At 70.7% G+C, this 21,625-nt stretch carries 18 protein-coding genes; 11 read left to right on the forward strand and 7 right to left on the reverse strand.

Annotated features, from left to right (window positions below):
* The first annotated feature begins 81 nt into the window (after positions 1 to 81).
* The 5 genes from clpB to Actob_RS00490 all read left to right on the forward strand — a co-directional run bounded on the left by clpB (position 82) and on the right by Actob_RS00490 (position 8,371).
* Positions 82 to 2,667: an ATP-dependent chaperone ClpB gene (gene clpB, locus Actob_RS00470; protein ID WP_284917928.1), complete on the forward strand. Its 2,586-nt coding sequence runs from the start codon at positions 82 to 84 to the stop codon at positions 2,665 to 2,667.
* A gap of 571 nt (positions 2,668 to 3,238) precedes the next feature.
* The gene (locus Actob_RS00475) at positions 3,239 to 4,486 is read left to right on the forward strand and encodes a hypothetical protein (protein ID WP_284917929.1); all 1,248 of its coding nucleotides are present in this window, start codon (positions 3,239 to 3,241) and stop codon (positions 4,484 to 4,486) included.
* Positions 4,487 to 4,630: 144 nt separating this feature from the next.
* Entirely contained in the window at positions 4,631 to 6,346 is a 1,716-nt protein-coding gene (locus tag Actob_RS00480; RefSeq protein ID WP_284917931.1) for a hypothetical protein, read from the forward strand.
* 875 nt (positions 6,347 to 7,221) lie between these two features.
* Positions 7,222 to 7,599, forward strand: a complete 378-nt coding sequence (locus Actob_RS00485; RefSeq protein ID WP_014440216.1) for an ArsR/SmtB family transcription factor — start codon at positions 7,222 to 7,224, stop codon at positions 7,597 to 7,599.
* 97 nt (positions 7,600 to 7,696) lie between these two features.
* Complete coding sequence (locus Actob_RS00490; RefSeq protein ID WP_284917933.1) at positions 7,697 to 8,371, forward strand: class II aldolase/adducin family protein; 675 nt, start codon at positions 7,697 to 7,699, stop codon at positions 8,369 to 8,371.
* 516 nt (positions 8,372 to 8,887) lie between these two features.
* Here the strand turns inward: Actob_RS00490 and Actob_RS00495 are convergent.
* The 3 genes from Actob_RS00495 to Actob_RS00505 form a co-directional block, all read right to left on the reverse strand.
* Positions 8,888 to 9,706 carry a DedA family protein gene (locus tag Actob_RS00495; protein ID WP_284917934.1) on the reverse strand — a complete coding sequence of 273 codons (819 nt, stop codon included), beginning with the start codon at positions 9,704 to 9,706 and terminating at the stop codon, positions 8,888 to 8,890.
* A 120-nt stretch (positions 9,707 to 9,826) separates the two neighbouring features.
* The gene (locus tag Actob_RS00500; protein ID WP_284917935.1) at positions 9,827 to 12,319 is read right to left on the reverse strand and encodes a polynucleotide kinase-phosphatase; all 2,493 of its coding nucleotides are present in this window, start codon (positions 12,317 to 12,319) and stop codon (positions 9,827 to 9,829) included.
* Complete coding sequence (locus Actob_RS00505) at positions 12,316 to 13,689, reverse strand: 3' terminal RNA ribose 2'-O-methyltransferase Hen1 (protein ID WP_284917936.1); 1,374 nt, start codon at positions 13,687 to 13,689, stop codon at positions 12,316 to 12,318. Before Actob_RS00505 ends, Actob_RS00500 begins: the two co-directional genes overlap by 4 nt.
* 98 nt (positions 13,690 to 13,787) lie before the next feature.
* Between Actob_RS00505 and Actob_RS00510 the strand changes: the two genes are divergently transcribed.
* Together Actob_RS00510 and Actob_RS00515 are read left to right on the forward strand one after the other, a co-directional pair.
* The gene (locus tag Actob_RS00510; RefSeq protein ID WP_284917937.1) at positions 13,788 to 14,270 is read left to right on the forward strand and encodes a SigE family RNA polymerase sigma factor; all 483 of its coding nucleotides are present in this window, start codon (positions 13,788 to 13,790) and stop codon (positions 14,268 to 14,270) included.
* A gap of 153 nt (positions 14,271 to 14,423) precedes the next feature.
* Positions 14,424 to 15,461 carry an LCP family protein gene (locus Actob_RS00515; protein WP_284917938.1) on the forward strand — a complete coding sequence of 346 codons (1,038 nt, stop codon included), beginning with the start codon at positions 14,424 to 14,426 and terminating at the stop codon, positions 15,459 to 15,461.
* A gap of 10 nt (positions 15,462 to 15,471) precedes the next feature.
* On the opposite strand, the gene Actob_RS00520 is transcribed toward Actob_RS00515, so the two are convergent.
* Positions 15,472 to 15,657: a hypothetical protein gene (locus Actob_RS00520; protein WP_284917939.1), complete on the reverse strand. Its 186-nt coding sequence runs from the start codon at positions 15,655 to 15,657 to the stop codon at positions 15,472 to 15,474.
* A gap of 766 nt (positions 15,658 to 16,423) precedes the next feature.
* Between Actob_RS00520 and fbaA the strand changes: the two genes are divergently transcribed.
* Positions 16,424 to 17,449, forward strand: coding sequence for a class II fructose-bisphosphate aldolase (fbaA, locus tag Actob_RS00525; RefSeq protein ID WP_284917940.1), 1,026 nt, complete (start codon positions 16,424 to 16,426; stop codon positions 17,447 to 17,449).
* A 103-nt stretch (positions 17,450 to 17,552) separates the two neighbouring features.
* The gene (locus Actob_RS00530; RefSeq protein WP_284917941.1) at positions 17,553 to 18,074 is read left to right on the forward strand and encodes a hypothetical protein; all 522 of its coding nucleotides are present in this window, start codon (positions 17,553 to 17,555) and stop codon (positions 18,072 to 18,074) included.
* Positions 18,075 to 18,198: 124 nt separating this feature from the next.
* Here the strand turns inward: Actob_RS00530 and Actob_RS00535 are convergent, their stop codons facing one another.
* Genes Actob_RS00535 through Actob_RS00545 form a run of 3 tightly spaced genes read right to left on the reverse strand, consistent with a single transcriptional unit; the run spans position 18,199 to position 20,017 of the window.
* On the reverse strand, positions 18,199 to 18,372 hold the full coding sequence (locus tag Actob_RS00535) for a hypothetical protein (protein ID WP_284917942.1): 174 nt from the start codon (positions 18,370 to 18,372) through the stop codon (positions 18,199 to 18,201).
* Positions 18,373 to 18,402: 30 nt separating this feature from the next.
* Positions 18,403 to 18,786, reverse strand: coding sequence for a hypothetical protein (locus tag Actob_RS00540; protein ID WP_284917943.1), 384 nt, complete (start codon positions 18,784 to 18,786; stop codon positions 18,403 to 18,405).
* 43 nt (positions 18,787 to 18,829) lie between these two features.
* Positions 18,830 to 20,017, reverse strand: coding sequence for an LOG family protein (locus Actob_RS00545; protein WP_284917944.1), 1,188 nt, complete (start codon positions 20,015 to 20,017; stop codon positions 18,830 to 18,832).
* A gap of 75 nt (positions 20,018 to 20,092) precedes the next feature.
* On the opposite strand from Actob_RS00545, the gene Actob_RS00550 reads away from it, so the two are divergent.
* Both Actob_RS00550 and Actob_RS00555 read left to right on the forward strand, forming a co-directional pair.
* On the forward strand, positions 20,093 to 21,082 hold the full coding sequence (locus tag Actob_RS00550; RefSeq protein ID WP_284917945.1) for an ADP-ribosylglycohydrolase family protein: 990 nt from the start codon (positions 20,093 to 20,095) through the stop codon (positions 21,080 to 21,082).
* Positions 21,083 to 21,181: 99 nt separating this feature from the next.
* Entirely contained in the window at positions 21,182 to 21,604 is a 423-nt protein-coding gene (locus Actob_RS00555) for a DUF3151 domain-containing protein (protein WP_284917946.1), read from the forward strand.
* Positions 21,605 to 21,625: the final 21 nt, after the last annotated feature.

Consider the following 21,625-nt stretch of genomic DNA (forward strand, 5'->3'; position numbering starts at 1 on the left):
TGCCACGGGCGAGCTAAAGTTGAGTGGAATACGCTCAAGTCTGTTGGGTTACACCCGGTGGGAAGCCGATCAGGGGAGCTCATGAACGCCGAACGTTTGACCACCAAGAGCCGCGACGTGATCACCGGCGCGGTGGCCAATGCCGCCCGGAGCGGGCACGCCACGGTGGAGCCGTGGCACATGTTGTTGTCGCTGCTGGACACCGCCGGGTCGACCGCGCCCGCGCTGCTGCGCGCGGTCGGATCCAACCCGGCCGACGTGCGCCGGGCCGCGGCCCGGGCCGTCGAGCAGCTGCCCAGCGCGCGGGGAGCCAGCACCGCCGAGCCGAGCCTGTCCCGCGAGTTCGTCAACGCGATCGGCGAGGCCGAGCTGATCGCCAAGCCGCTCGGCGACGAGTACATCTCGACCGAGCACCTGCTCGCCGGCCTGGCCCGCACCGGTGGCGCGGTCAGCCGCGCGCTCAAGGATGCCGGCGCCGGCGAGGAGACGCTGGTCGCCGCGTTCCCGCAGGTGCGCGGCGGGGATCGGAAGGTGACCAACGCCGACCCCGAGCAGACCTACAAGTCGCTGGAGAAGTACAGCGTCGACCTGACCGCACAGGCCCGCGAGGGCAAGATCGACCCGGTCATCGGGCGGGACGCCGAGATCCGCCGCGTCGTGCAGGTGCTGTCCCGGCGTACCAAGAACAATCCGGTCCTGATCGGTGAGCCCGGCGTCGGCAAGACCGCCATCGTCGAGGGCCTGGCCCAGCGGATCGTGGCCGGCGACGTGCCGGAGACCCTGCGCGACAAGAAGCTGGTCTCCCTGGACCTGGGCGCGATGGTGGCCGGCGCGCAGTACCGCGGCCAGTTCGAGGAGCGGCTCAAGAGCGTGCTGGAGGAGATCCGCAGCTCCAACGGCCAGGTCGTGACGTTCCTCGACGAGCTGCACACTGTCGTCGGCGCCGGCAAGGGCGAGGGCTCGATGGACGCCGGCAACATGCTCAAGCCGATGCTCGCCCGCGGTGAGCTGCGGATGGTCGGCGCCACCACCCTCGACGAGTACCGCGAGCACATCGAGAAGGACCCGGCCCTGGAGCGGCGCTTCCAGCCGGTGGTGGTCGGCGAGCCGACCGTCGAGGACACCATCGGGATCCTGCGCGGCCTCAAGGGACGTTACGAGGCGCACCACCGGGTGCAGATCACCGACGCCGCGCTGGTCGCCGCGGCCAGCCTCTCGGACCGCTACATCAGCGACCGGTTCCTGCCGGACAAGGCGATCGACCTGATCGACGAGGCCGCCTCCCGGCTCCGCATGGAGATCGACTCCCGGCCGGTCGAGCTCGACCAGCTCCAGCGCCAGGTCGACCGGATGCGGGTCGAGCGGCTCGCCCTCGGCAAGGAGACCGACCCGGCGTCGGTGGCCCGGCTCGAGCGACTGGAGCGTGACCTGGCCGACCGCGAGGAGGAGCTGACCGCGCTGAACGCGCGGTGGGAGCGCGAGCGCGGCGGGCTGAACCGGGTCGGTGAGCTGAAGAAGCAGCTCGACGAGGCGAAGGCGGCGCAGGAGCGGGCCCAGCGCGACGGTGACCTGCTCGAGGCGTCCCGCCTGCTCTACGAGGTGATCCCGGCCCTGGAGAAGGGGATCGAGGCGGCCGCCGAGTCGGAGGAGGAGAGCGCCGAGCCGCCGATGGTCAAGGAGGAGGTCGGCGCCGACGACATCGCCGAGGTGATCTCCTCGTGGACCGGCATCCCGGCCGGCCGGATGATGGAGGGCGAGACCGCCAAACTGCTCCGCATGGAGGAGTCCCTGCAGGCCAAGGTGGTCGGGCAGAGCGAGGCGGTGGCCGCGGTGGCCAGCGCCGTCCGGCGCGCCCGGGCCGGCATCGCCGACCCGGACCGGCCCACCGGCAGCTTCCTGTTCCTCGGCCCGACCGGCGTCGGCAAGACCGAGCTGGCCAAGGCCCTGGCCGGATTCCTCTTCGACGACGAGCGGGCGATGGTCCGGATCGACATGAGCGAGTACGGCGAGAAGCACTCGGTCGCCCGGCTGGTCGGCGCCCCGCCCGGCTACGTCGGTTACGAGGAGGGTGGCCAGCTGACCGAGGCGGTGCGGCGGCGGCCGTACAGCGTGGTCCTGCTCGACGAGGTGGAGAAGGCCCACCCGGACGTGTTCGACGTGCTGCTCCAGGTGCTCGACGACGGGCGGCTCACCGACGGCCAGGGCCGGACTGTCGACTTCCGCAACGCCATCCTGGTGCTCACCTCGAACCTGGGCTCGGCCGACGCCAACTTCACGATGACCGAGGAGGAACGGCACGACGAGGTGCTGGCCGCGGTCCGGGGCCACTTCAAGCCCGAGTTCCTGAACCGGCTCGACGACATCGTGGTCTTCCACGCCCTGACCAAGGACGACCTGACCCAGATCGTGGACATCCAGCTCGGCCGGCTCCGGTCGCGGCTCGCCGAGCGGCGGCTCACGCTCTTCGTCACCGACCAGGCGGTCGAGTGGCTGGGCGAGCACGGATACGACCCGATCTACGGGGCGCGGCCGCTGCGGCGGCTGGTCCAGGCCACGATCGGCGACCTGCTCGCGAGGGCGTTGCTGAGCGGTGAGATCCGGGACGGGGACACCGTGGTGGTCTCGATCAACGAGACGATGGACGGTCTGGCGGTCCAGCGCGGCTGAGCCCGGTCACGAGAAAGGCCCCGGATCTCCGGGGCCTTTCGTCGTCTAGGAGGCTGCTTCGCGATGCCGGTAGGCGTGGGTCATCAGGACATCCGTGATGGCGTGCTCGCCGTCGGAGGACCAGATCCTGATCCCGTCTCGATGAAGTTGATACCGGACGTCCTTGAAGCGGGTCCGGGTGTCGTCATGGTGAACGACGGTCAGGGTGTCTGCGTGCGGCATGGGACTCACCGGTCCTTGTCAGGTCTGGGGCGGCCGCGGTGTGGTCACGCGGCCGGCGCAATCGGGAAGGCGCCCGGCATCGGTCTGCCTCGGCCCCGGCGATGGGTGAGCGGGGCGGGCGACTCGTGCGGGCAGCGGGTGGCGTTGGAGGTCTCAGGTGCCTGCGGGACGCCACGCCATGGAAGTCTAGGTGGTGGCGTCCAGCGATGCCGCCCCTCGAACGAGCGACCCCTTCCACGGGCAGATGAGTCATCGTCGCCCGATGTTGCCACAGCGTTGCGCAGCGTGTACGCCGGTCGCGAGACGTGGCCTCCGGCCGATACCGTGAATGGATCTAGAGGAGGACTCTGTGACCGTTCCCACCTACCCGCCGCCATACCTCGGGGCGTCGCCGCCACACGGCCGGCCGACCACCGTGACGATCTCATCAGTGCTGCTCTTCGTCATCGCCGCGGCTCAGGTGGGTTACGCGTTTCTCACCTTCTCCGCCCTCAACGGCGCCGGGGACGTCTACGCGGACGAGTACAGCGGCACCGAGTTCGAGGACTTCGGCGCCGGCCTCACCTCGCTGTCGGTGATGACCATCGTGATCTATCTGATCGTCGCCGTCGGTCTGACCCTGCTCGGCATCTTCAACCTGCGCGGCAAGCAGCCGTCCCGGGTGATCACCTGGGTGGTCGCCGGGCTGCTGACGTGCTGCGCGGTGGTCGTGCCGTACACCTCGATCGTGCTGGTCACCCAGTTCGCCACGGTGGCCGGCGAGAATTCGACCGGGACGGGCCAGCTGCCCAGCCAGCGGGAGCTGGACGCGCGGCTGGCGGACGTGGTGCCCGGCTGGTTCGAGTCGGCCGGGGTGATCTTCACGCTGTTCACGCTCGGTGCGCTGATCGCGGTGATCATTCTGCTGGCGGTGCCGCCGTCGAACCGGTTCTTCAAGAAGCCGGTGGCCGGGTGGGGGCCGTATCAGTTCGGGCAGCCGTACGCGGCCGGGTATGGGCAGCCGGGGGGTGGGCAGCCTGGGTTCGGGCAGCCGGGGCAGCCGGTGCCGGGGTTGCCGCCGTATCCGGGGCAGCAGGCTGGTGGTGGGCCGTCGCCGTATCCGGGGCAGCCTGGTGGGGCGGCGCCGTATCCCGGGCAGTCGTCGTATCCGGGGCAGCCTGGTGGGGCGGCGCCGTATCCCGGGCAGTCGTCGTATCCGGGGCAGCCGGCGGCGTATCCCGGGTATCCGGGACAGCAGCCCGGTTATCCCGGAGCGGGTGGGTATCCGGAGCAGCCGGGGTACCCGGGCGGGTACCCACCGGCCGGCGGGCCTTACTCGGGCACTCCCGGGCAGCCGGCGGCGTCGGTGCCGGAATCCGCTCAGGCTCCGGCTGAGTTCGGGCCGGCGAGTGATCCGTGGCAGGTGCCCCACACCCCCTCAACCGGCCACGCGCCGGAGCCCGCGGCCTGGGCTGGCTGGCCGGAGTCCGCGCCCCCGGCCGGCTCGGCGCCGGAGTCCGCGCCTCCGGCCGGCTCCGTGCCTCCGGCCGGCTCGGAGCAGGAGGCGCCGCCCGCTCAGTCGGCCGAGGAGCGGCGGCCACCGCAGGACCCGGCCTGACCCCATCCTGCCCGTTGATTCGCGAACCGGCCCGTCTGTCCACAGGCGGGCCGGTTCGCTTGTCCACAGGCGTACCGGTCCGCCCACGTCAGGGGCCGGCCACGCGGTAGGTTCGTGGCCAGCCGATCACCGCGGGAGCCATCGATGTCCTACGCCGCCCAGCCGCCCGTCGCCGCGCCGCCGCCGTCCACCGCGGCCCGGCCGCCGGCTGTGACGACCGCCTCCGGCCTGCTCTGGCTGATGGGTGCGGCCGGGCTCTGCTATGCGATCGCCACGGTGGTGGTCGCGGCCGGCACTGTCAGCCGGTTCAAGCACGCGGCGACCGGCGACGAGGCGGACAACTTCGTCTCGGTGATCTGGCTGGACGCGGCGCTCGCCGCGGTGCTGTCGATCCTGGTCTTCGCGCTCTTCGTGGTGCTCGGCCTGGCGCTGCGCCGGGGCAGCCGGGTGGCCCGGATCGCCGGGCTGGTGGTCAGCGTGCTCGGTGTGCTCGGCGGGCTCGGGTCGTTCATCACGGTGCTGGTGCAGCGTTCCGGCGACCCGGTGCCGGGGTCACTCGGTGACGTGCTCGCCTCGGCATACCCGGAAGGGTGGCTGGGGCTGAACGTGGTGGTCAGCGCTCTGCAGGTGCTCGCCTACCTGGCGGTGGGCGCGATGCTGCTGGCTGCCCCGCGGAGCTTCTTCGGCTATGCGCCTCGTCCGGCGTCCGGTGCGCATCCGTTCACCGCGCCGCCTTCGCCGTTCGGTTCGTCCGCTGTCCCGGGGGCGCCCGGCCCCTACGCCGGATCCCACGGTTCGCCGGTTACGCCGGGGATGGCCGGCCCGTACGCCCCGCCGCAGGGTGTGCCGGGGATGCCTGGCCCCTACGCCGCGCCGGGGGTTCCCGGTGCCTATGCCGCGCCTCAGGGCGGGCCGGGGATGCCTGGTTCCTATGCCGGGCCGGGGATGCCTGGTCCGTATGCCGGGCCGGGGATGCCCGGTCCCTATGCCGCTTCTCAAGGCGTTCCCGGGGCGCCCGGTTCCTTTGGCATGCCGCACGGCACAACCGGGATGCCCGGTGCCTACGCCGCGCCCCACGGGACGCCGGACTCGCCTCCGCATACTCCTTTCGGGGCGCCCCAGCCGGACGCCACGGCAGGCGCCGCACCCGCGCCTGATCTTTCGGGTTACATGCCGCCCGCTACCTCGGTCAGCTATCCGCCCGTCGGCAGCGCCCCGACAACCGGCGGTCCGGCTGCTGACGGGTCCTTCTCGGGCGGATCAGCCACAGGCGGAGCGGTTGCCAGCGGAGCGGCTGTCGGCGCGTCCACCGCGGGTGGAGCGGCCGTGAGCGGACCGGCCGCGTCTGGAGCGACTGCTGACGGACCGGCTGCGAGTGGAGCAGCCGGGGGTGGATCGCCCGCGGATGGGGCTGCCACAGGCAGGCTGGCTGCGGGTGGGACTGCCACGGGCGGGTCGGCTGCGGGTGGCGCTGCCACGGGCGGGTCGGCTGCGGGTGGCGCTGCCACGGGCGGGTCGGCTGCGGATGGAGCGGCCACGATCGGGCCCGCTGCGGATGGATCGGCGGGCGGTGGCTTCGCCGACGGACTCGCCGACGGACCGGGAGCCGTCGGGTTGCCGACTGAGCCAGCTGTCGATGACTCCCCGGCGACCACCGCGGGTGTCCGAGAAGGATCATCCGCCAGGGATGAGCGATCGTCGGGCGTCATGACGCAGGGTTCGGTACATGAAGCGGGATCGCAGTCGGCTACAGAGAGTGTTCAAGGCCACAGTGGGCCCATGCCCCTGTCGGGTGACCCGGCGGTGAACCGGCCCGCGCCTGGATCCGATGACGAATACTGGCGCCGCCCGTCCGAGTGACCTTGTCGGTGCTCACCTAGATCCGGTTCCGTATCGACGACTGTGGGTCACTCGAACGGGTACAGACGGTTTCCTTCACTGTCACCCGATCGGCTGTCCGGATAGCAGGAGATCGGCCGTCCGGTGGGTGTTTTCGCCTGGATGGACAAACGTGATTTCTGGGGTTCACAGCACTCTCACAGCGCGGCTACCAGGTCATCTGAAGGGGTGGCTGGGTACCGTGGCGGTGTTAGGTGCTTTGAGCTGCATCTATGGTCGCCGGAAAGGTCGAGATCCGTTGTCCGATCGGTAAACCTTGTTTACAGAGGCATGTAGAGCGCGGGGTCAATAGTTCCGTTCGTCCCGGCGGGGCGAAAGATTCCGGTTTCCTTCAAGCCAGTACGCTCGATGTCATGGGAGCACGGCAAGACCTGGGTAAATTCATCACTGAATTGCCCGTCGCGCAGCGTGGCGTCGTGCTTTCATCGGGTCGTGAGGCGCGTAGCGACCCGTTGATCGCGCAGCGTCGCGTGATGGTGTCGACGCGTTCCGTGTCGAGTCATCGTCCGGGCCGGTGAGCCGAATCAGTCGAGTCGTCGTCTGGGTCGGTGAACCGAAACAATCGATGAATTGACAATGTGGGTTGGCTCACTCCCGAGAAGGGGATCGAGAGCTCGACACGGATGGGTAGCGACCAGATGGCGGCTGAGGCGTTGCAGGAGGCAGAGACCGAAGTCGGTGTCGGCGGAAAGGTTGATCGGATGAGCGGTGTGGTTCGGGGCTCCGGCCCGCGCCGGGGGTTGACCGAGACGGCGATCGACGTCGGCCTTACGGCCTGAAAGTTAGCCGGTTCGTTCCTGCTCACATGCAGGAGAATCGATGCAGTTGGTGGAAGGATGGAGATCGTGGGAACTGCGTTGGCGGAAATGACTATGCCTCAGATCTCGCCGCTTGCCGGTGAGCCGATTGAACGCGCTGACGCCGAGCGTCTGGCGGGAGTGCTCAAAGCGCTCGCCGACCCGGCTCGGCTGCGGCTGCTGAGCCTTATCCAGTCCGCGACGGATGGTGAGGCGTGTGTCTGCGACCTGACGGCCCCGCTGGGCCTCTCGCAGCCGACTGTGAGTCACCACCTGCGGATCCTGACCGAGGCGGGTCTGCTGGAGCGGGAGAAGCGGGGAGTCTGGGCGTACTACCGCCTGGTGCCGACCGCCATCGCGACGATTGCCGACCTGCTGACGCCGCCCCGCAAGCGGGCGACGAAGAAGGCTCGCTGATCGATGGGCACTGCCTGGCGTCACTGAAAACATGGGGGCGTGACGCCAGGCCGAGGACCTCTTCCCTGGCCACCCCTGGCGATTAGAGGAGGATCGGGTGAACTACGTCCCCGGTGACCTGCGTGACCAGCTCGCGCACGTGGGTTACGACGTGGTCCAGGCCGGCCTCGTGTGCGGATCTGGCGGCAATCTGTCCGCTCGGATCCCCGACGAGGACGCCATCTGGGTCACTGCGAGCGGCGCGTGGCTCGACCGGCTCAGCCGGGCCAGCTTCGCGCCGGTGCGCATCACTGACGGTGAGCCCGCGACGGTCGGCGCCCTGCCGCCGCCGCGTATCGAGCCGACCAGCGAGCTGGCGTTGCACCTGGCGCTCTACCGCGCCCGGCCGGACGTCAACGCCGTGGTGCACCTGCACCCGCAGACCGCGTTGCTGCTCGACGCGCTCGGCGAGCACATCCGGATCGTCACCACCGACCACGCGTTCTACCTGCGCCGGGTGTCGACTGTGCCGTTCCGGTTGCCGGGCACTACCGAGCTGGCCGCGCTGACCGCGGCGATGGCCGCGGACGGCACCGATTGCCTGGTGCTCAGCCAGCACGGCTGCGTGGTGATGGGCGACTCGGTGGAGTTGGCACACAAGCGCGCCCGCAACCTCGAGGAGGCGGCGGCGCTGACCTACAAGGCACTGGCCGCCGGCCGGTTGGAAAATCTCCGGGATTGCCCGGAGGCGTTCCTGGACCGGCTCTCCGGTTCCGCCGTGGTCACGGTTTAGCGGGACCGCACTGACGCTGCCAGCCGGCCATCCCTACGGCCGGCTGGATCGCGTCGGCCGCTTCACGATCAAACCCGAGGCTTTACGGTACGGCCGACGCGGCGCCCCATGCGCCACGCGTCGGCAGCGCCATGCCCGGAGAGTGAACAACTGCGCGCCGTGCGTCGGCAGCGCCATGCCCGGAGAGTGAACAACTGCGCGCCGTGCGTCGGCAGCGCCATGCCCGGAGAGTCAGCAACTGCGCGCCGTGCGTCGGCAGCGCCATGCCCGGAACTGAACAACCTCGCGCCATGCGTGGGCGGCGCCGTGCTCGAACGTGAACAGCCAGGGCCGTGCGTCGGTGGCGCAATCCGGGGCGTGAACAACCCCGCGTCGTGTGTGGGCCGTGCTGTGCCCGAAGCTGAACGGGCCGAACCGTGCGTCGGCAGCACCGTGCTCTGGGCGTACGCAAATCGGGTCTTTTTGAAACACGACGGCCGGCCCGGGGAGTCGGGCCGGCCGGGTGGTGGACCGCGATCAGGCGCGGTGGGAACGCGGACGGCGGTTGCGGTCCTCGTCGTCCTCCGAGTGGTGCTGGGTCGCCGCCTCGGCGAGCCCGGCGATGCTGGCCGCGGCCACCACGCCGACCGCTGCCGCCGCCGGCGGACCCGGCTCGCCGTTCTTCTTCGCCCGCCGCTCACGGATGATCTCGATGAAGATCGGCAGCGCCGAGATCAGCACGATCAGCACGACCACCGGCAGGATGTAGTGGTCGATCTTGTCGCCGATGGTGTTGTAGATCTGCTTGGCCAGGGCGTAACCGATCAGCAGCACGCCGTCGGTCCAGAGGACCGCGCCCACCACGTTCCACAGGAGGAACTGGCGGGCCGGCATGCCGAGGGCGCCGGCCACCGGGTTCAGGAACGTGCGGACGATCGGGATGAACCGGGCCAGAACCACTGCCTTGGCCGGGCCGAACTTCTGGAAGTAGTGCTCCGCCTTCTCCACGTACTCCCGCTTGAACAGCTTCGAGTCGGGGCGGTCGAACATCCGGCGGCCGTATTTCGCGCCGAGCCAGTGCCCGAACTGGGCGCCGGCGATCGCGCAGAGGGGTGCGCCGATCAGCAGGCCGGTCAGGGAGATCCGAGTCCCGTCGCCGAACAGGGCGTCGGCGACCGGGGAGGCCGCGATGCCCGCCAGGAACAGCAGCGAGTCGCCGGGGAAGAAGAAGCCGACCAGCAAGCCGGTCTCCGCGAAGAGGATGGCCCACACGCCGTAGAGGCCGAACGTGTGCAGCAGATCCGCCGCGTCCAGCGGATTGAGGGCGAGCTGCTCGGTGAGCGCACGGATGTCCACGCCATGCAGGGTACCGGCCCGGACACTCGCCAAACCTGTACGACTGCTGTGGATACCTTGTGCTCACCGGCCGGAAACGGGGGCGCCGGCCCGATGTAAGACCGATGCCCCCGAATGGGCTCACAGGCGCGGGTCGACCGGTTCCGACTCCGCTGCCAGGATCGCGAAGACCAGCTCGTGCACCCGCCAGGACGGCTCGCCCCCGGCCAGCCGGTCCAGCGCCGCGAGGCCCAGCCCGTGCTCGCGCAGCGCCAGGTTCCGCTTGCGGCCGAGGTTGCGCTGCCGGAGCCGGTCGAGCTGCTCCGGCCGGGTGTACTCCGGGCCGTAGATGATCCGCAGGTACTCCCGGCCGCGGCACTTCACGCCGGGCTGCACCAGCCGGCCCTTGCCGTCCACGGCGGCCAGTCCGGCGTACGGCTTGACCACCATGCCCTCGCCACCCGCCCCGGTCAGCGTCAGCCACCAGTCGACGGCCTCCGCCTCGGCGGCCGGGTCGGCCAGGTCGAGCACCATCCGCCGGGTCGGGGTGAACAGTTCCGGGTCGTCGGCGACCAGGCGGTCCGCGATCGCCAGGTGCCAGCCGTGGTCCTTGCCGGCGAACGACACCCCGGCACCGGCCAGCACCGCGAACGGCGCGAGCGTGATGCCGGTCAGGCCGTCGGTCGGTTTCACGTACGCCCGGTACGCCGCCGAGTAGCCGTCGATCTCCGCGGAGCGCAGGTCGATCCGGTCCCGCAGCGCGGCGACGTCCAGGCCCCGGGCGGCCACCCGGTCCAGCACCTCCCGGGCGGCCGGCAGCGCGGCCCGGCCGGCCGCGCCCACCCCGGCGTAGTGCTCCCGGATCAGGCTGCCGGCCTTCGCCGACCAGGGCAGCAGCTCGGTGTCGAGCAGCAGCCACCCGGTCGAAAGCTCCGCCAGGATCGGCTCGGCAGCGGCGCGGACCCGGGCCAGCAGCGGCTCGGTCAGCTCCGGGCCGAAGAACGGGCGGCCGGTCCGGGTCCAGATCGCGTCGCCCTCGCCGGACGCCGAGATCCGGACCACGGCCCGCGAGCCCATGTGCTTCTCCTCGCAGACCACCCGGTCGACGCCCGCCGCGCGCAGGTCGGCGAAGGCGGACGTCGGGTGCTCCAGGAAGCCGTCGACGGTGGAGCTGGAGCAGGGCGCCATGGTCGGCGGCAGCCAGATCAGGGTCGCCGGGTCGACGGCGAAGCGGCCCATCACCTCCAGGGCGGCGGCGGCGTTCTCGGCGGGGACGGTGGTCCGGCCGTACCCGTAATCGAGGTGCTTGCGCCCGGTGACGTCGGCGATGTCCAGTCCGCGGTCCGGCTCCGGCACCGCGGTGAACAGCGGCCGCACCGGCGCGTAGTACTCCTTCGCCGCCGGCGTGCCGACCAGCTCCCGCTCCGGCCAGCGCAGTGCGGTCAGGGCGCCGCCGAAGACGCATCCGGTGTCCAGGCAGATGGTGTTGTTCAGCCACTCGGCACGCGGGGTCGGCACGTGGCCGTAGACGACGGCGGCGGAACCGCGGTACTCCTGCGCCCACGGGTAGCGGACCGGCAGGCCGTACTCGTCGGTCTCGCCGGTCGTCTCGCCGTAGAGCGCGAAGCTGCGCACCCGGCCGGAGGCGCGACCGTGGTATGCCTCCTTCAGCCCGGCGTGCGCCACCACCAGCTTGCCGTCGTCCAGCACGTAGTGGCTGACCAGGCCCTCGATGAAGGAGCGCACCTCGGCCACGAACTCGTCCGGCTCGGCGGCCAGCTGCTCCAGGGTCTCCGGCAGGCCGTGGGTGAGCTGCACGTTGCGCCCGTTCAGCTTGCGGGCCAGCTTCTGCTCGTGGTTGCCCGGCACGCAGATCGCGTGGCCGGCCGCCACCATGCCCATCACCAGGCGCAGCACACCCGGCGAGTCCGGGCCACGGTCGACCAGGTCACCGACGAAGACCGCGGTGCGGCCCTCCGGGTGGCTCGCGTCGACCGGACGGCCGGCGTCGTCGGTGACGATCTCCCAGCCCAGCTTGCCCAGCAGCGTCTCCAGCTCGGCGCGGCAACCGTGCACGTCACCGACGATGTCGAACGGGCCGTGCTCGTCGCGCCGGTCGTTGAACAGCTTCTCGTAGCGGATCTGCGCGCCGGCGATCTCCTCCTCGCCGCGCAGCACGTGCACCTTGCGGAACCCCTCGCGGGCCAGCTGACCCAGCGAACGTCGCAGGTCACGGTGCATCCGGCTGAGGACCCGGCGATCGAAGGTACGGTCCGGGCGGGCCTGCGTGCGCTCCCAGGCCAGCGACTCGGGCACGTCCAGCACCACGACGACCGGCAGCACGTCGTGCTCACGGGCCACCTTGATCAGCGCGGCGCGGGCATGGGACTGCAGGTTGGTGGCGTCCACCACGGTCAGCCGGCCGGCGGCCAGCCGCTTGCCGGCCACGTAGTGCAGCACCTCGAAGGCGTCCGCGGAGGCCGACTGGTCGTTCTCGTCGTCGGCGACCAGGCCACGGAAGAAGTCCGAGGAGAGCACCTGGGTCGGCGCGAAGTGCGTGCGGGCGAACGTCGACTTGCCGGATCCGGAGATGCCGACGAGCACGACCAGACTGAGCTCGGGAATGTCGATCATGCGGTCACCTCCGTCGTTGCTTCGATCTTCGCGAACAGCGCGAGCTGGGTGGGCGCCCCGGTGGTCTCGTCCTCATCACCGACGCCGCGGATGGTCACGGTGTAGCCGTACTGGGAAGCGACGCGGTCCGCCCAGGCGGCGAACTCGGCGCGGGTCCACTCGAAGCGATGGTCCGAGTGCCGCATCCCGGTCAGGCCCTCGTAGTGCACGTTGTACTCCACGTTCGGCGTGGTCACCACGACGGCACCGGGCCGGGCGCGACCGAACACGCTGGCCTCCAGGGCCGGGAGCCGGGGCAGGTCGACATGCTCGATCACCTCCATCAGCACCGCCGCGTCGTAACCGGTGAGCCGGTCGTCGTGGTACGTCAGCGCGGTCTGGATCAGCTTGATCCGATCCCGCTGCCGCTGCGGCATCCGGTCCAGCCGGAGCCGGCGGGCGGCCTGGTCCAGCGCCCGCGCCGAGACGTCCGCCCCGACGATCTCGGTGAACCGGGCCTCCTTGAGCAGGGCGGAGAGCAGCGCGCCGGGTCCGCAGCCCAGGTCGAGCACCCGGGTGGCGCCGGTCTCGGCGAGCGCGGCGAGCACCGCGTCGCGTCGCTGGGCGGCCAGCGGCGCTTTGCGGGTCACCGGCAGCTCGGCCTCCTCCTCGGTGACCGGCTGGTCCGCGTCGAGCAGCTCCAGCGCGGTGGTGGCCAGCGACTTGCGGTGCGCGAGATAGCGCCGGGCGATCAGCACCTTCTCCGGGTGGCCGGCCAGCCAGCCGGCGCCGGAGCGGAGCAGTTTCTCGATCTCGTCCGGGGCCACCCAGTAGTGCTTGCCGTCGTCCAGCACCGGGAGCAGCACGTAGAGGTGGTTGAGGGCGTCGGCGAGGCGGAGGGTGCCGGACAGGGTCAGCTCGACGTACCGGCTGTCGCCGCCGAGCACCGGCTCCAGCGGGATGGGGGTGGCGGTGACCGTCCAGCCCAGCGGCGTGAACAGGCGGCCGACCAGGTCGGGGGTGCCGCGCAGCACCGGCACCCGGATCTCCAGCGGGATCGCCTGGCCGGTCAGCTCCGGGCGGTCCTTCGAGGTGCCGCGCTGGGCGCTGCGGAAGACCTTGGAGAGGGCGCTGGCCAGCAGGCTGGACGCGGCGTAGGGACGGTCGTTGACGTACTGGCTGAGCTCGAAGGCGTCGGCGCGGGCGCGCAGCCGCTGCGGATCGACGTCCAGCAGCAGGGCCGCGGTGCAGCGCTCCTCGGTGGCCTCGGGGAACATGACGTACGCCGTACCGGTGGGCATGTCGAACTGATGGACCTTGTCGGGGTGTTTGACCAACAGGTATCCAAGGTCGGTCGCCGGCCGATGCGTCGTCGTCACAGTTAGCAGCACGCGGTAGATGGTCGCAGCGCCGCGAGATCGGTGCGATCGATTTGCTGGCGGCCGCAATGATTCCGGTGGTCGATCCCGTCGTAGGAGCGGAGGTGCCCGTGACCTACGAGGAATTCGCCGACAGCCGGCTCAGCGCGTTGCTGCGTTATGCCGTCATGCTCACCGGCGATCCGAACGCCGCGCAGGACCTGGTGCAGGAGACCATGGTCCGGGTCCAGTTGCACTGGCGCCGGGTCGCCCGCAGCGACTCGCCCGACGGCTACGTCCGCCGGATCATGACGAACCAGTTCATCGAGTCGCGTCGCACCTCCTGGTGGCGCCGGGTCCTGTTGCGGGCCGATCCCGACCCGGTCACCGCGGCGCCCACCGACCATGCCGCCGAGAGCGCCGAGCGTGACCGGGTCTGGTCGCTGCTGGCCGGCCTGCCGCGCCGCCAGCGTGCCGCCCTGGTCCTGCGGTATTACGAGGACCTGCCCGACCAGGAGATCGCCGACATCCTCGGCTGCGCCGTCGGGACGGTCCGATCGTCCATCTCGCGAGGGCTCGACGCGCTGCGCGCCGAGCTGGTGGAGGCCCGATGAGTGAGCTTGCGAGTGACTCAGTTGTGAACACGGTTGTCAGCTCATCGCGACGCCGGAGCGCGGCGGAGGTGGCGCCATGAGCGAGCTTGCGAGTGAATCAGTGGGCACAGTTGTCAGCTCATTGCGACGCCGGAGCGCAGCGGAGGTGGCGCGATGAGCAAGGTGGAAGAGGAACTTCGGGCGGCTTTCGAGCGACACGAGGCGCTGGTCCCGGATGCGGCGCCGGTGCGCGACCGCATCGACTTCGCTTGGGTACGTGTGAAGCGCCGTCGCGCCAAGCAGCGAGTGATCGGCGCCGCCGCCGCGGTGCTGCTCGCCGGCGCCGCCCTGCCGGTCGTGTCCAGTGGCTGGGGACATCGGGGATCACCGGCGGGGGAGGTGGCGCCGATGGTCGACGCGGCGACAGCCCCGATCACCGGCCCGGTCGACGTGCTGCTGATCGGCAGCGACCGCCCGGTCACCGAGGAGGTCGCCCGAGCCGACACGGTGATGCTGCTGCACGTGCCCGCCGATCGCAGCGCGGCATGGATGATCAGCTTCCCTCGCGACGGGGCTGTGGACATCCCCGGTTTCGGCACCGACAAGCTCAACTACGCGTTGTCGTACGGCGGTCCGGCGCTGGTCCGCGAGACCGTGGCGAGACTGACCGGCATCGAGCCGGATGCCACCGTGACTGTCGACTTCAGCGCGTTGAGCGCGGTCACCGACGCGGTTGGCGGGGTGCGGATGTGCCTGAGCCAGGCGATCGACCCCGCCTTCGGGCGCGCGGGGTTCGCCAGGGGCTGCCAGCAGATCGACGGCAGTGAGGTGGCTCCGCTGCTGAGGGCCAGGATCGGGTTGCGGCACGGCACCTACGACCGCGATCAGAACGCCCAGGCCTTCCTGCGGGCGCTGGCCACCAAGGTGAGCGGCGGCAACGGGACACCCGACCCGGCGGGGCTGCCGCGGTTGCTGGACGCGGCGAAATCCGGCATCCGGGTCGACGGCAACGTGACCGGTCTGCTCGCGGTGGCCGGCGCCCTCGGCAAGCCGAAACTGATCGGCATCCGGGAGACGACGTTCCATCCCGCCGGCGACGCGAAATACCGTGAGTCGATCTATCCCGCTGTCGGCGACAGCCTCTACCAGGCGATCCGCGATGATCGGTTGGCGGCGTGGGCGGTGGCGAACCCGAAATACGTCGCGCGCTGAGCCCGCCGGGTCAGCGGTACTCGTCGTCGAACTCGACGACGCGGCGCTGCTCCTCGGCGTCCCACTCGTTCGCCTCGGTGGCGGTCGGCGGTTCCTCGGCGTCGTCGTCCTGCCAGGCGGGGATCGCGTTCACCGCCTGCTCGGCGGCGTCGACCTCGGGTGTCTCCAGGTCGGCTTCCTCAATCAGGCGCGTCATCCTCGGCTCCCCTCTCGTGTCGCCGGCTCCTGTCCATGGTGCGCGCTTGCCCGCCCTGATGCCGCACAAACCGACACCGATCGCCGGGTAACCCTCGCCCCGCGCGCCGTTCCCTGGTCGGGTGGTGCTTCGGCCGGGCGGCGCTTCCGCAGTGGCCCGTCGTCTCGGCGGGCGGGTGCTGCTTCTGGCCGGGTCCACTGATCGGTGGGCGTTGAGCGGCGGCCGGTGGGCGTAGAGCGGCGGCCAGCGGGCGTTGGCTGGCGGGGGTTGAGCATCGAGCCGCGGGTGGTGGAAGTCGGGACGTGGGCTGCGGCTGGCGGAGGTTGAGCAATGAGTCGCGAGTGGCGGAAGCCGGGCGTTGGGACCTGCGCTGCGAGCGGTGGAAATCGGGCCTCTGGGGCGTCGGCCATAGGTGGTGGAAGTCGAGCGTTGTGTGGCGAGTGACGGGCGGCCGCACGGTGGACGAGCGGGAAGATTTGTGATGTCGCTCGCGGTGCGGCGGTCCGAGGGGTGGGACCGGCGCGCCGGAGCGACGGATGGGACTACCGAGAGTCGCTGCCTTCCGGCTGCCCACGGGCTTGACCGGACCGGGACACACCAGCCCGGAGACGCCGCCGACGGGTCCGGGCGGCGGGAAGCGTCGATTCCCCGGCGGCGAATTTCGGGGCGATTTCCGCTACGCACCGCGACTGCGGAATACTGCCTGCTGGAGGACAGCGCGGTCCTGCCCTCTGCTGCCCGCATTGCAAAAGCAAGGAGCGCACCGATGCCTATCGCTTCTCCCGAGGTCTACGCCGAAATGCTCGATCGCGCCAAGGCCGGCGCGTTCGCTTACCCGGCGATCAACGTGACGTCCTCGCAGACCCTCAACGCGGCCCTGCAGGGCTTCGCGGAGGCCGGCAGCGACGGCATCGTCCAGATCTCCACCGGTGGTGCCGAGTACGCCTCCGGCCCGACGATCAAGAACATGATCACGGGCGCGGTCGCGCTGGCCGAGTACGCCACCGAGGTCGCCAAGCACTACCCGGTCAACATCGCGCTGCACACCGACCACTGCCCCAAGGACAAGCTGGACAAGTACGTCCGTCCGCTGATCGCGATCTCCCAGGAGCGCGTCAACAAGGGTCTCGCCCCGCTGTTCCAGTCGCACATGTGGGACGGCTCGGCCGTGCCGCTGGACGAGAACCTGGCGATCGCCGAGGAGCTGCTGGCCTCCGCCGCGGCCGCGAAGATCATCCTGGAGATCGAGGTCGGCGTCGTCGGTGGCGAGGAGGACGGCGTCTCCGCCGCGATCGACGACAAGCTCTACTCGACCGTCGAGGACGGCCTGGCCACCGCCGCCAAGCTGGGCCTGGGCGAGCGGGGCCGCTACCTGACCGCGCTGACCTTCGGCAACGTGCACGGCGTCTACAAGCCGGGCAACGTCAAGCTGCGCCCGGAGATCCTCAAGGAGATCCAGGACGCGATCGGCGCCAAGTACGGCAAGGAGAAGCCGCTCGACCTGGTCTTCCACGGCGGCTCCGGCTCGCTGCTCTCGGAGATCCACGGCGCCCTGGACTACGGCGTGGTGAAGATGAACATCGACACCGACACGCAGTACGCGTTCACCCGCCCGGTCGTCGACCACATCATGCGCAACTACGACGGTGTGCTGAAGGTGGACGGCGAGGTCGGCAACAAGAAGGCGTACGACCCGCGCGCCTGGGGCAAGCTGGCCGAGAACGGTCTGGCCAAGCGCGTCGTCGAGGCCTGCGAGCACCTCCGCTCCACCGGAACCACTCTCTCGAAGTAATCGAACGACAGCGGCCGGTCCCCGTTGGCGGGGACCGGCCGCTGTCGTCTTGCGTGGTTACGCAACGACATGGGTACGATCGTCCAGTCTTGATCAAGGGACGGTGATCGTGCTCGCTATCGAGGGTTGGAAACCCGAGTGGCATCACGATGCCGAGGCCCTCGCCGCCACGCATCGACACATGTTCGTGCGGCTCATCGGCCGGAAATTGCGATCGAGCTGGCTGCTCTGGGATGTTGCTCAGCGTGGTTGGTTCGCCGACGGACCGGTCATCCTCGACTTCGGACCGAGTCGCGTAGAGATCACTCACCGTAAATTCGACGAGTGTGCCATCACCTGGGACCAGATCGACATGTCGGTCCCGATCGACATGTACGAGCATTTCGACTGGCGCGCCGACCCGCATGCCGCGCTGCGCAACGCCCGCGGCCGCCCGCTGCGCGCCGTCAACATCATCGAGCGCACCACGCCGGCCGACTGGCGGCCCCGGGTGCTGCACGCGATCGAGTTCCTGTTCGACGGCGCCCGCCTCGCGATCTACAACGCGATGGACGAGAACGGGCTCACCGACGTGCCGGAGGCGGACCTGCCGGCGGCACACTGGCGCCGCGTCCACATCGCCTGACCGGCCGCTGCCGGCCAGACCGTCGCTGTGCCGGCCATCACCGGCCCGCTGTTGCTGGGCCGCCGCTGCCTGACCGGCCGGCTTGCGGCGGCGACCCCCGCTGTCGCCGCCGCCCGTCGCGGGATCAGACGCCGCCCATCCCGCTGATGCCGGGGTTGGGCCGGGCCATGCTGCCCTCGTAGCCGGTCGGCTCAGGACCGTGGTAGGTCGGGTCCCCGGGGTTGCCGCGCCGCCGATAGGCGACAGCCGCACCGGCTCCGAGCGCCACACCCGCCACGATCAGGAAAAACGTAATCATGTTCAACTCCCCGTGCTGGTAATGGATGTTTCAGTAACTGCCGCTGTCCCCGCCGCCCCCGAACGAGCCGCCTCCGCTGTCACCCCACGAGGACGACGACCCGCCGTCGCTCCAGGAGGACGACGACCCGCCGTCGCTCCAGGAGGACGACGAACCGCCGTCGCTCCAGGAGGACGAGTCGTGGTGGTGGTGTCCATGACCGTGATGCTGGCTGCCGCTGTCGTCGGAGTAGATCGGCGACGAGTCGGTGTAGGCGGTCGGGCTGTCGGGGGTCGCGTCGCTGGTGCCGTGGAACCCCGCAACACCGGGGTGCCGCCGGCGGGGTGCCGGGCCACGCTGCTGTTGGCGCCCGGTCACGAACGTCATGAGTGCGATGGCCGCCACGGCCACCAGAACCAGGAGGATAATCGCCATGCCCGCAGTGTGGGCTATCCCGCCAACCCACTCTGACCAGCGCCTATCCGACCAACGCCGTCATCGCCTCGTCGAGCGAGTCGGTGACCACGATCAACCCGGACTGGTCGCCGTGCGGTGACCGGGCCAGCAGCGTGCCCAGCAGGTCGACCACCGGCAACTTGGTCCAGTGCTCGACGCCGAGGAAGACGAACGCCCCGGACGGCCCGTCGGTGCGGTAGAACGTCTTCGTCGCGGCCTGGAAGACCTCCTGCACGGTGCCGGCCCAGCCCGGTGCGAAGACGATGCCGCCCCGGGACAGCCGCAGGATCGAGTCCTCCCGGACCGCGTTGGAGAAGTACTTGCCGATCTGTCCGGCGAACAGGTTGGCCGGCTCGTGGCCGTACAGCCAGGTGGGCAGGGCCAGGCCACCGTGCCGGAGCCGGTCGGCCAGGTCCACCGCGGGCAGGGGGTAGGCCGCCCGGACACCCAGCGCGGCAGCGGTGTACGGGTCGTGGTCCAGAAAGTCCGGCGCGGGTACCAGCATGTCGATGGCGGCGGCCAGGTCCCGCTCGGTCCGGGAGGCGAAGTACGCCCCCAGGTTCGCCGCCTCCATCACGCCCGGCCCGCCGCCGGTGACGATCAGCCGACCACCCTTGGCCAGCCGCCGGGCCAGCGTCGCCGCCATCCGGTACGGCTCCGAGCCGCGCGGCTCGGCGTGGCCACCCATGATCCCGACCGCACCCGAGGTGCCGTGCTCGGCCGCCCAGGCGGAGAGCGCCTTGCCCAGCGCGTTGTCGATCCCGGCGTCGTGCAGTCGCTGCGCGACCGCCTCGCGGACGTCCGGCACCGCGCCGCCGTGATCCAGGAAGTGCCGGTAGACGAGCGTGTCGTACATGCCGGCGAAGCCCGCCTCGGCGAACCCGGCGGCCAGGTCGTCCGGCGTGTACAGCAGCGCCGGATGGGTCGGGTAGGGACAGCTGCGGAACGACGGGATCAGGTGCGCGCCGCGGCGGATCAGGTCGGTCTCCACCTCCGGCGAGACGATGTGACAGCCGACGAAGAGCGTGTCCCGGACGTCGACGGCGGACAGGTCGGGCGGATTGCGGTCCAGTCGCAGACCGAGAACGATCAGACCGGCGAGGGAGTTCCTGGCCAGATGGGTATCGAGTTCTTCGCGAGATTCGATCTCGTGGGCGGTGGCGTCGAACGGCACGTCGCCGCCGAGTACCGGTTGCAGGGGATCGGGCATGCCGTCCATGGTGCGCCAACGTCACGAGCGGACGGCGCACACCCCGAACGTTGACGGCGAACATAGAGTTGTCCCATGCGTGCTGCATCGGGATCGATGTTTGGACTGGCCTACGGCGACGCGCTCGGTAAACCCACCGAGTTCATGGACTATGCGGCCATCGTCGCCCGCTACGGCCTGGCCGGTCCCCGGCAGCTCGCCGGCGAGCCGGCCCTGGTCACCGACGACACCCAGATGGCGCTCGCGGTCGGCGAGGCGCTCCTGGAGGTGCCGGACCCGACGCCCGCGCGGCTCGAGCCGGTGCTCCGGCGTCGTTTCCTGGCCTGGGCGTACAGCCCGGAGAACGATCGCGCGCCGGGGATGACCTGCCTGCGGGCGATCGGCGAACTGGCCAGGAACGGCCCGTGGATCGAGGCGACCCAGTCGGGTTCCAAGGGCTGCGGGGCGAACATGCGGGTGACCCCGGTCGGTCTGGTCCCCGGGCTGACCGAGGACCAGCGGGCCGGCGTGGCACAGTTCCAGGCCGCGCTGACCCACGGGCACCCGACCGGTCTTGCGGCGAGCGAGCTCACCGCGTACGCCGTCTTCTGGCTTCGTGGCGGCCTCGCGCCGGCGGACCTCCTCGCCGCCCTCCGCGATCGCTGCGATGAGCAGCGCAAGAACTATCGCGGGGACTGGCTCGGTGAGCTGTGGCGGCGGCCGCTGGTCGACTCGCCGGAGGATTTCATCGCGCGCGGCTGGGACGAGTGCGCGGCCGTGCTGGACAAGGTCGCCGCGGGTCTCGCGGCCGGGCGTTTCGAGGGCGACCCATGCCAGGTCACCGGCGCCGGCTGGATCGCCGAGGAGGCCCTGGCCACCGCGCTCTACTGCTACCTGATCTCACCGGACGAGCCGGTCACCGTCCTCGGCCGGGCCGCCGCGTCCTCCGGCGACTCGGATTCGATCGCCTGCCTGGCCGGTGCGTTCGCGGGTGCGGCGCGCGGGCTCGGCGCCTGGCCGGGCGACTGGCAGACCCAGATCGAGTACTCGGACCGCCTGATGCGCCTCGGCACCGCCTGGGACTGAGGCCGCCCGTCCGAAGCCAAATCAAGATCAAAACCGCTTTCGGTACGCCGATCGCCGAGCGGCCGGAATGATCGTGGCGCGACCGGGTTGAATGAGGGCATGCAGAACCTCCTTCCCGAGCCGCCGGCCACGCGCCTGCCGGCCGACGCCGAAGCCGACCAGGAGCTGGCCGCCGCCGCGACCGCCGGCACCGACGAGGCGTTCAAAGCGGTCGCGGCCAAGTACCCGGCCTACAGCGCGGTGTGGGCCCCGCTGGCCGCTGACGCTCTGGCTGCCGGCGAGCCGGTGACCGCTTATGCCTACGCCCGCACCGGGTACCACCGCGGCCTCGACGCCCTGCGCCGCAACGGCTGGAAGGGCCACGGGCCGGTGCCCTGGTCGCACGAGCCGAACCAGGGTTTCCTCCGCTGCCTGCACGTGCTGTCCCAGGCCGCTGCAGCGATCGGCGAGGCTGACGAGGCGGCCCGCTGCGCCCAGTTCCTCCGCGACAGCGACCCGGCCGCCGCCGACGCTCTCTCCTGACCACAACGGCCCGGCCCAGAC

Origin of the sequence: Actinoplanes oblitus (genome assembly GCF_030252345.1) — a bacterium.
GTDB lineage: Bacteria > Actinomycetota > Actinomycetes > Mycobacteriales > Micromonosporaceae > Actinoplanes > Actinoplanes oblitus.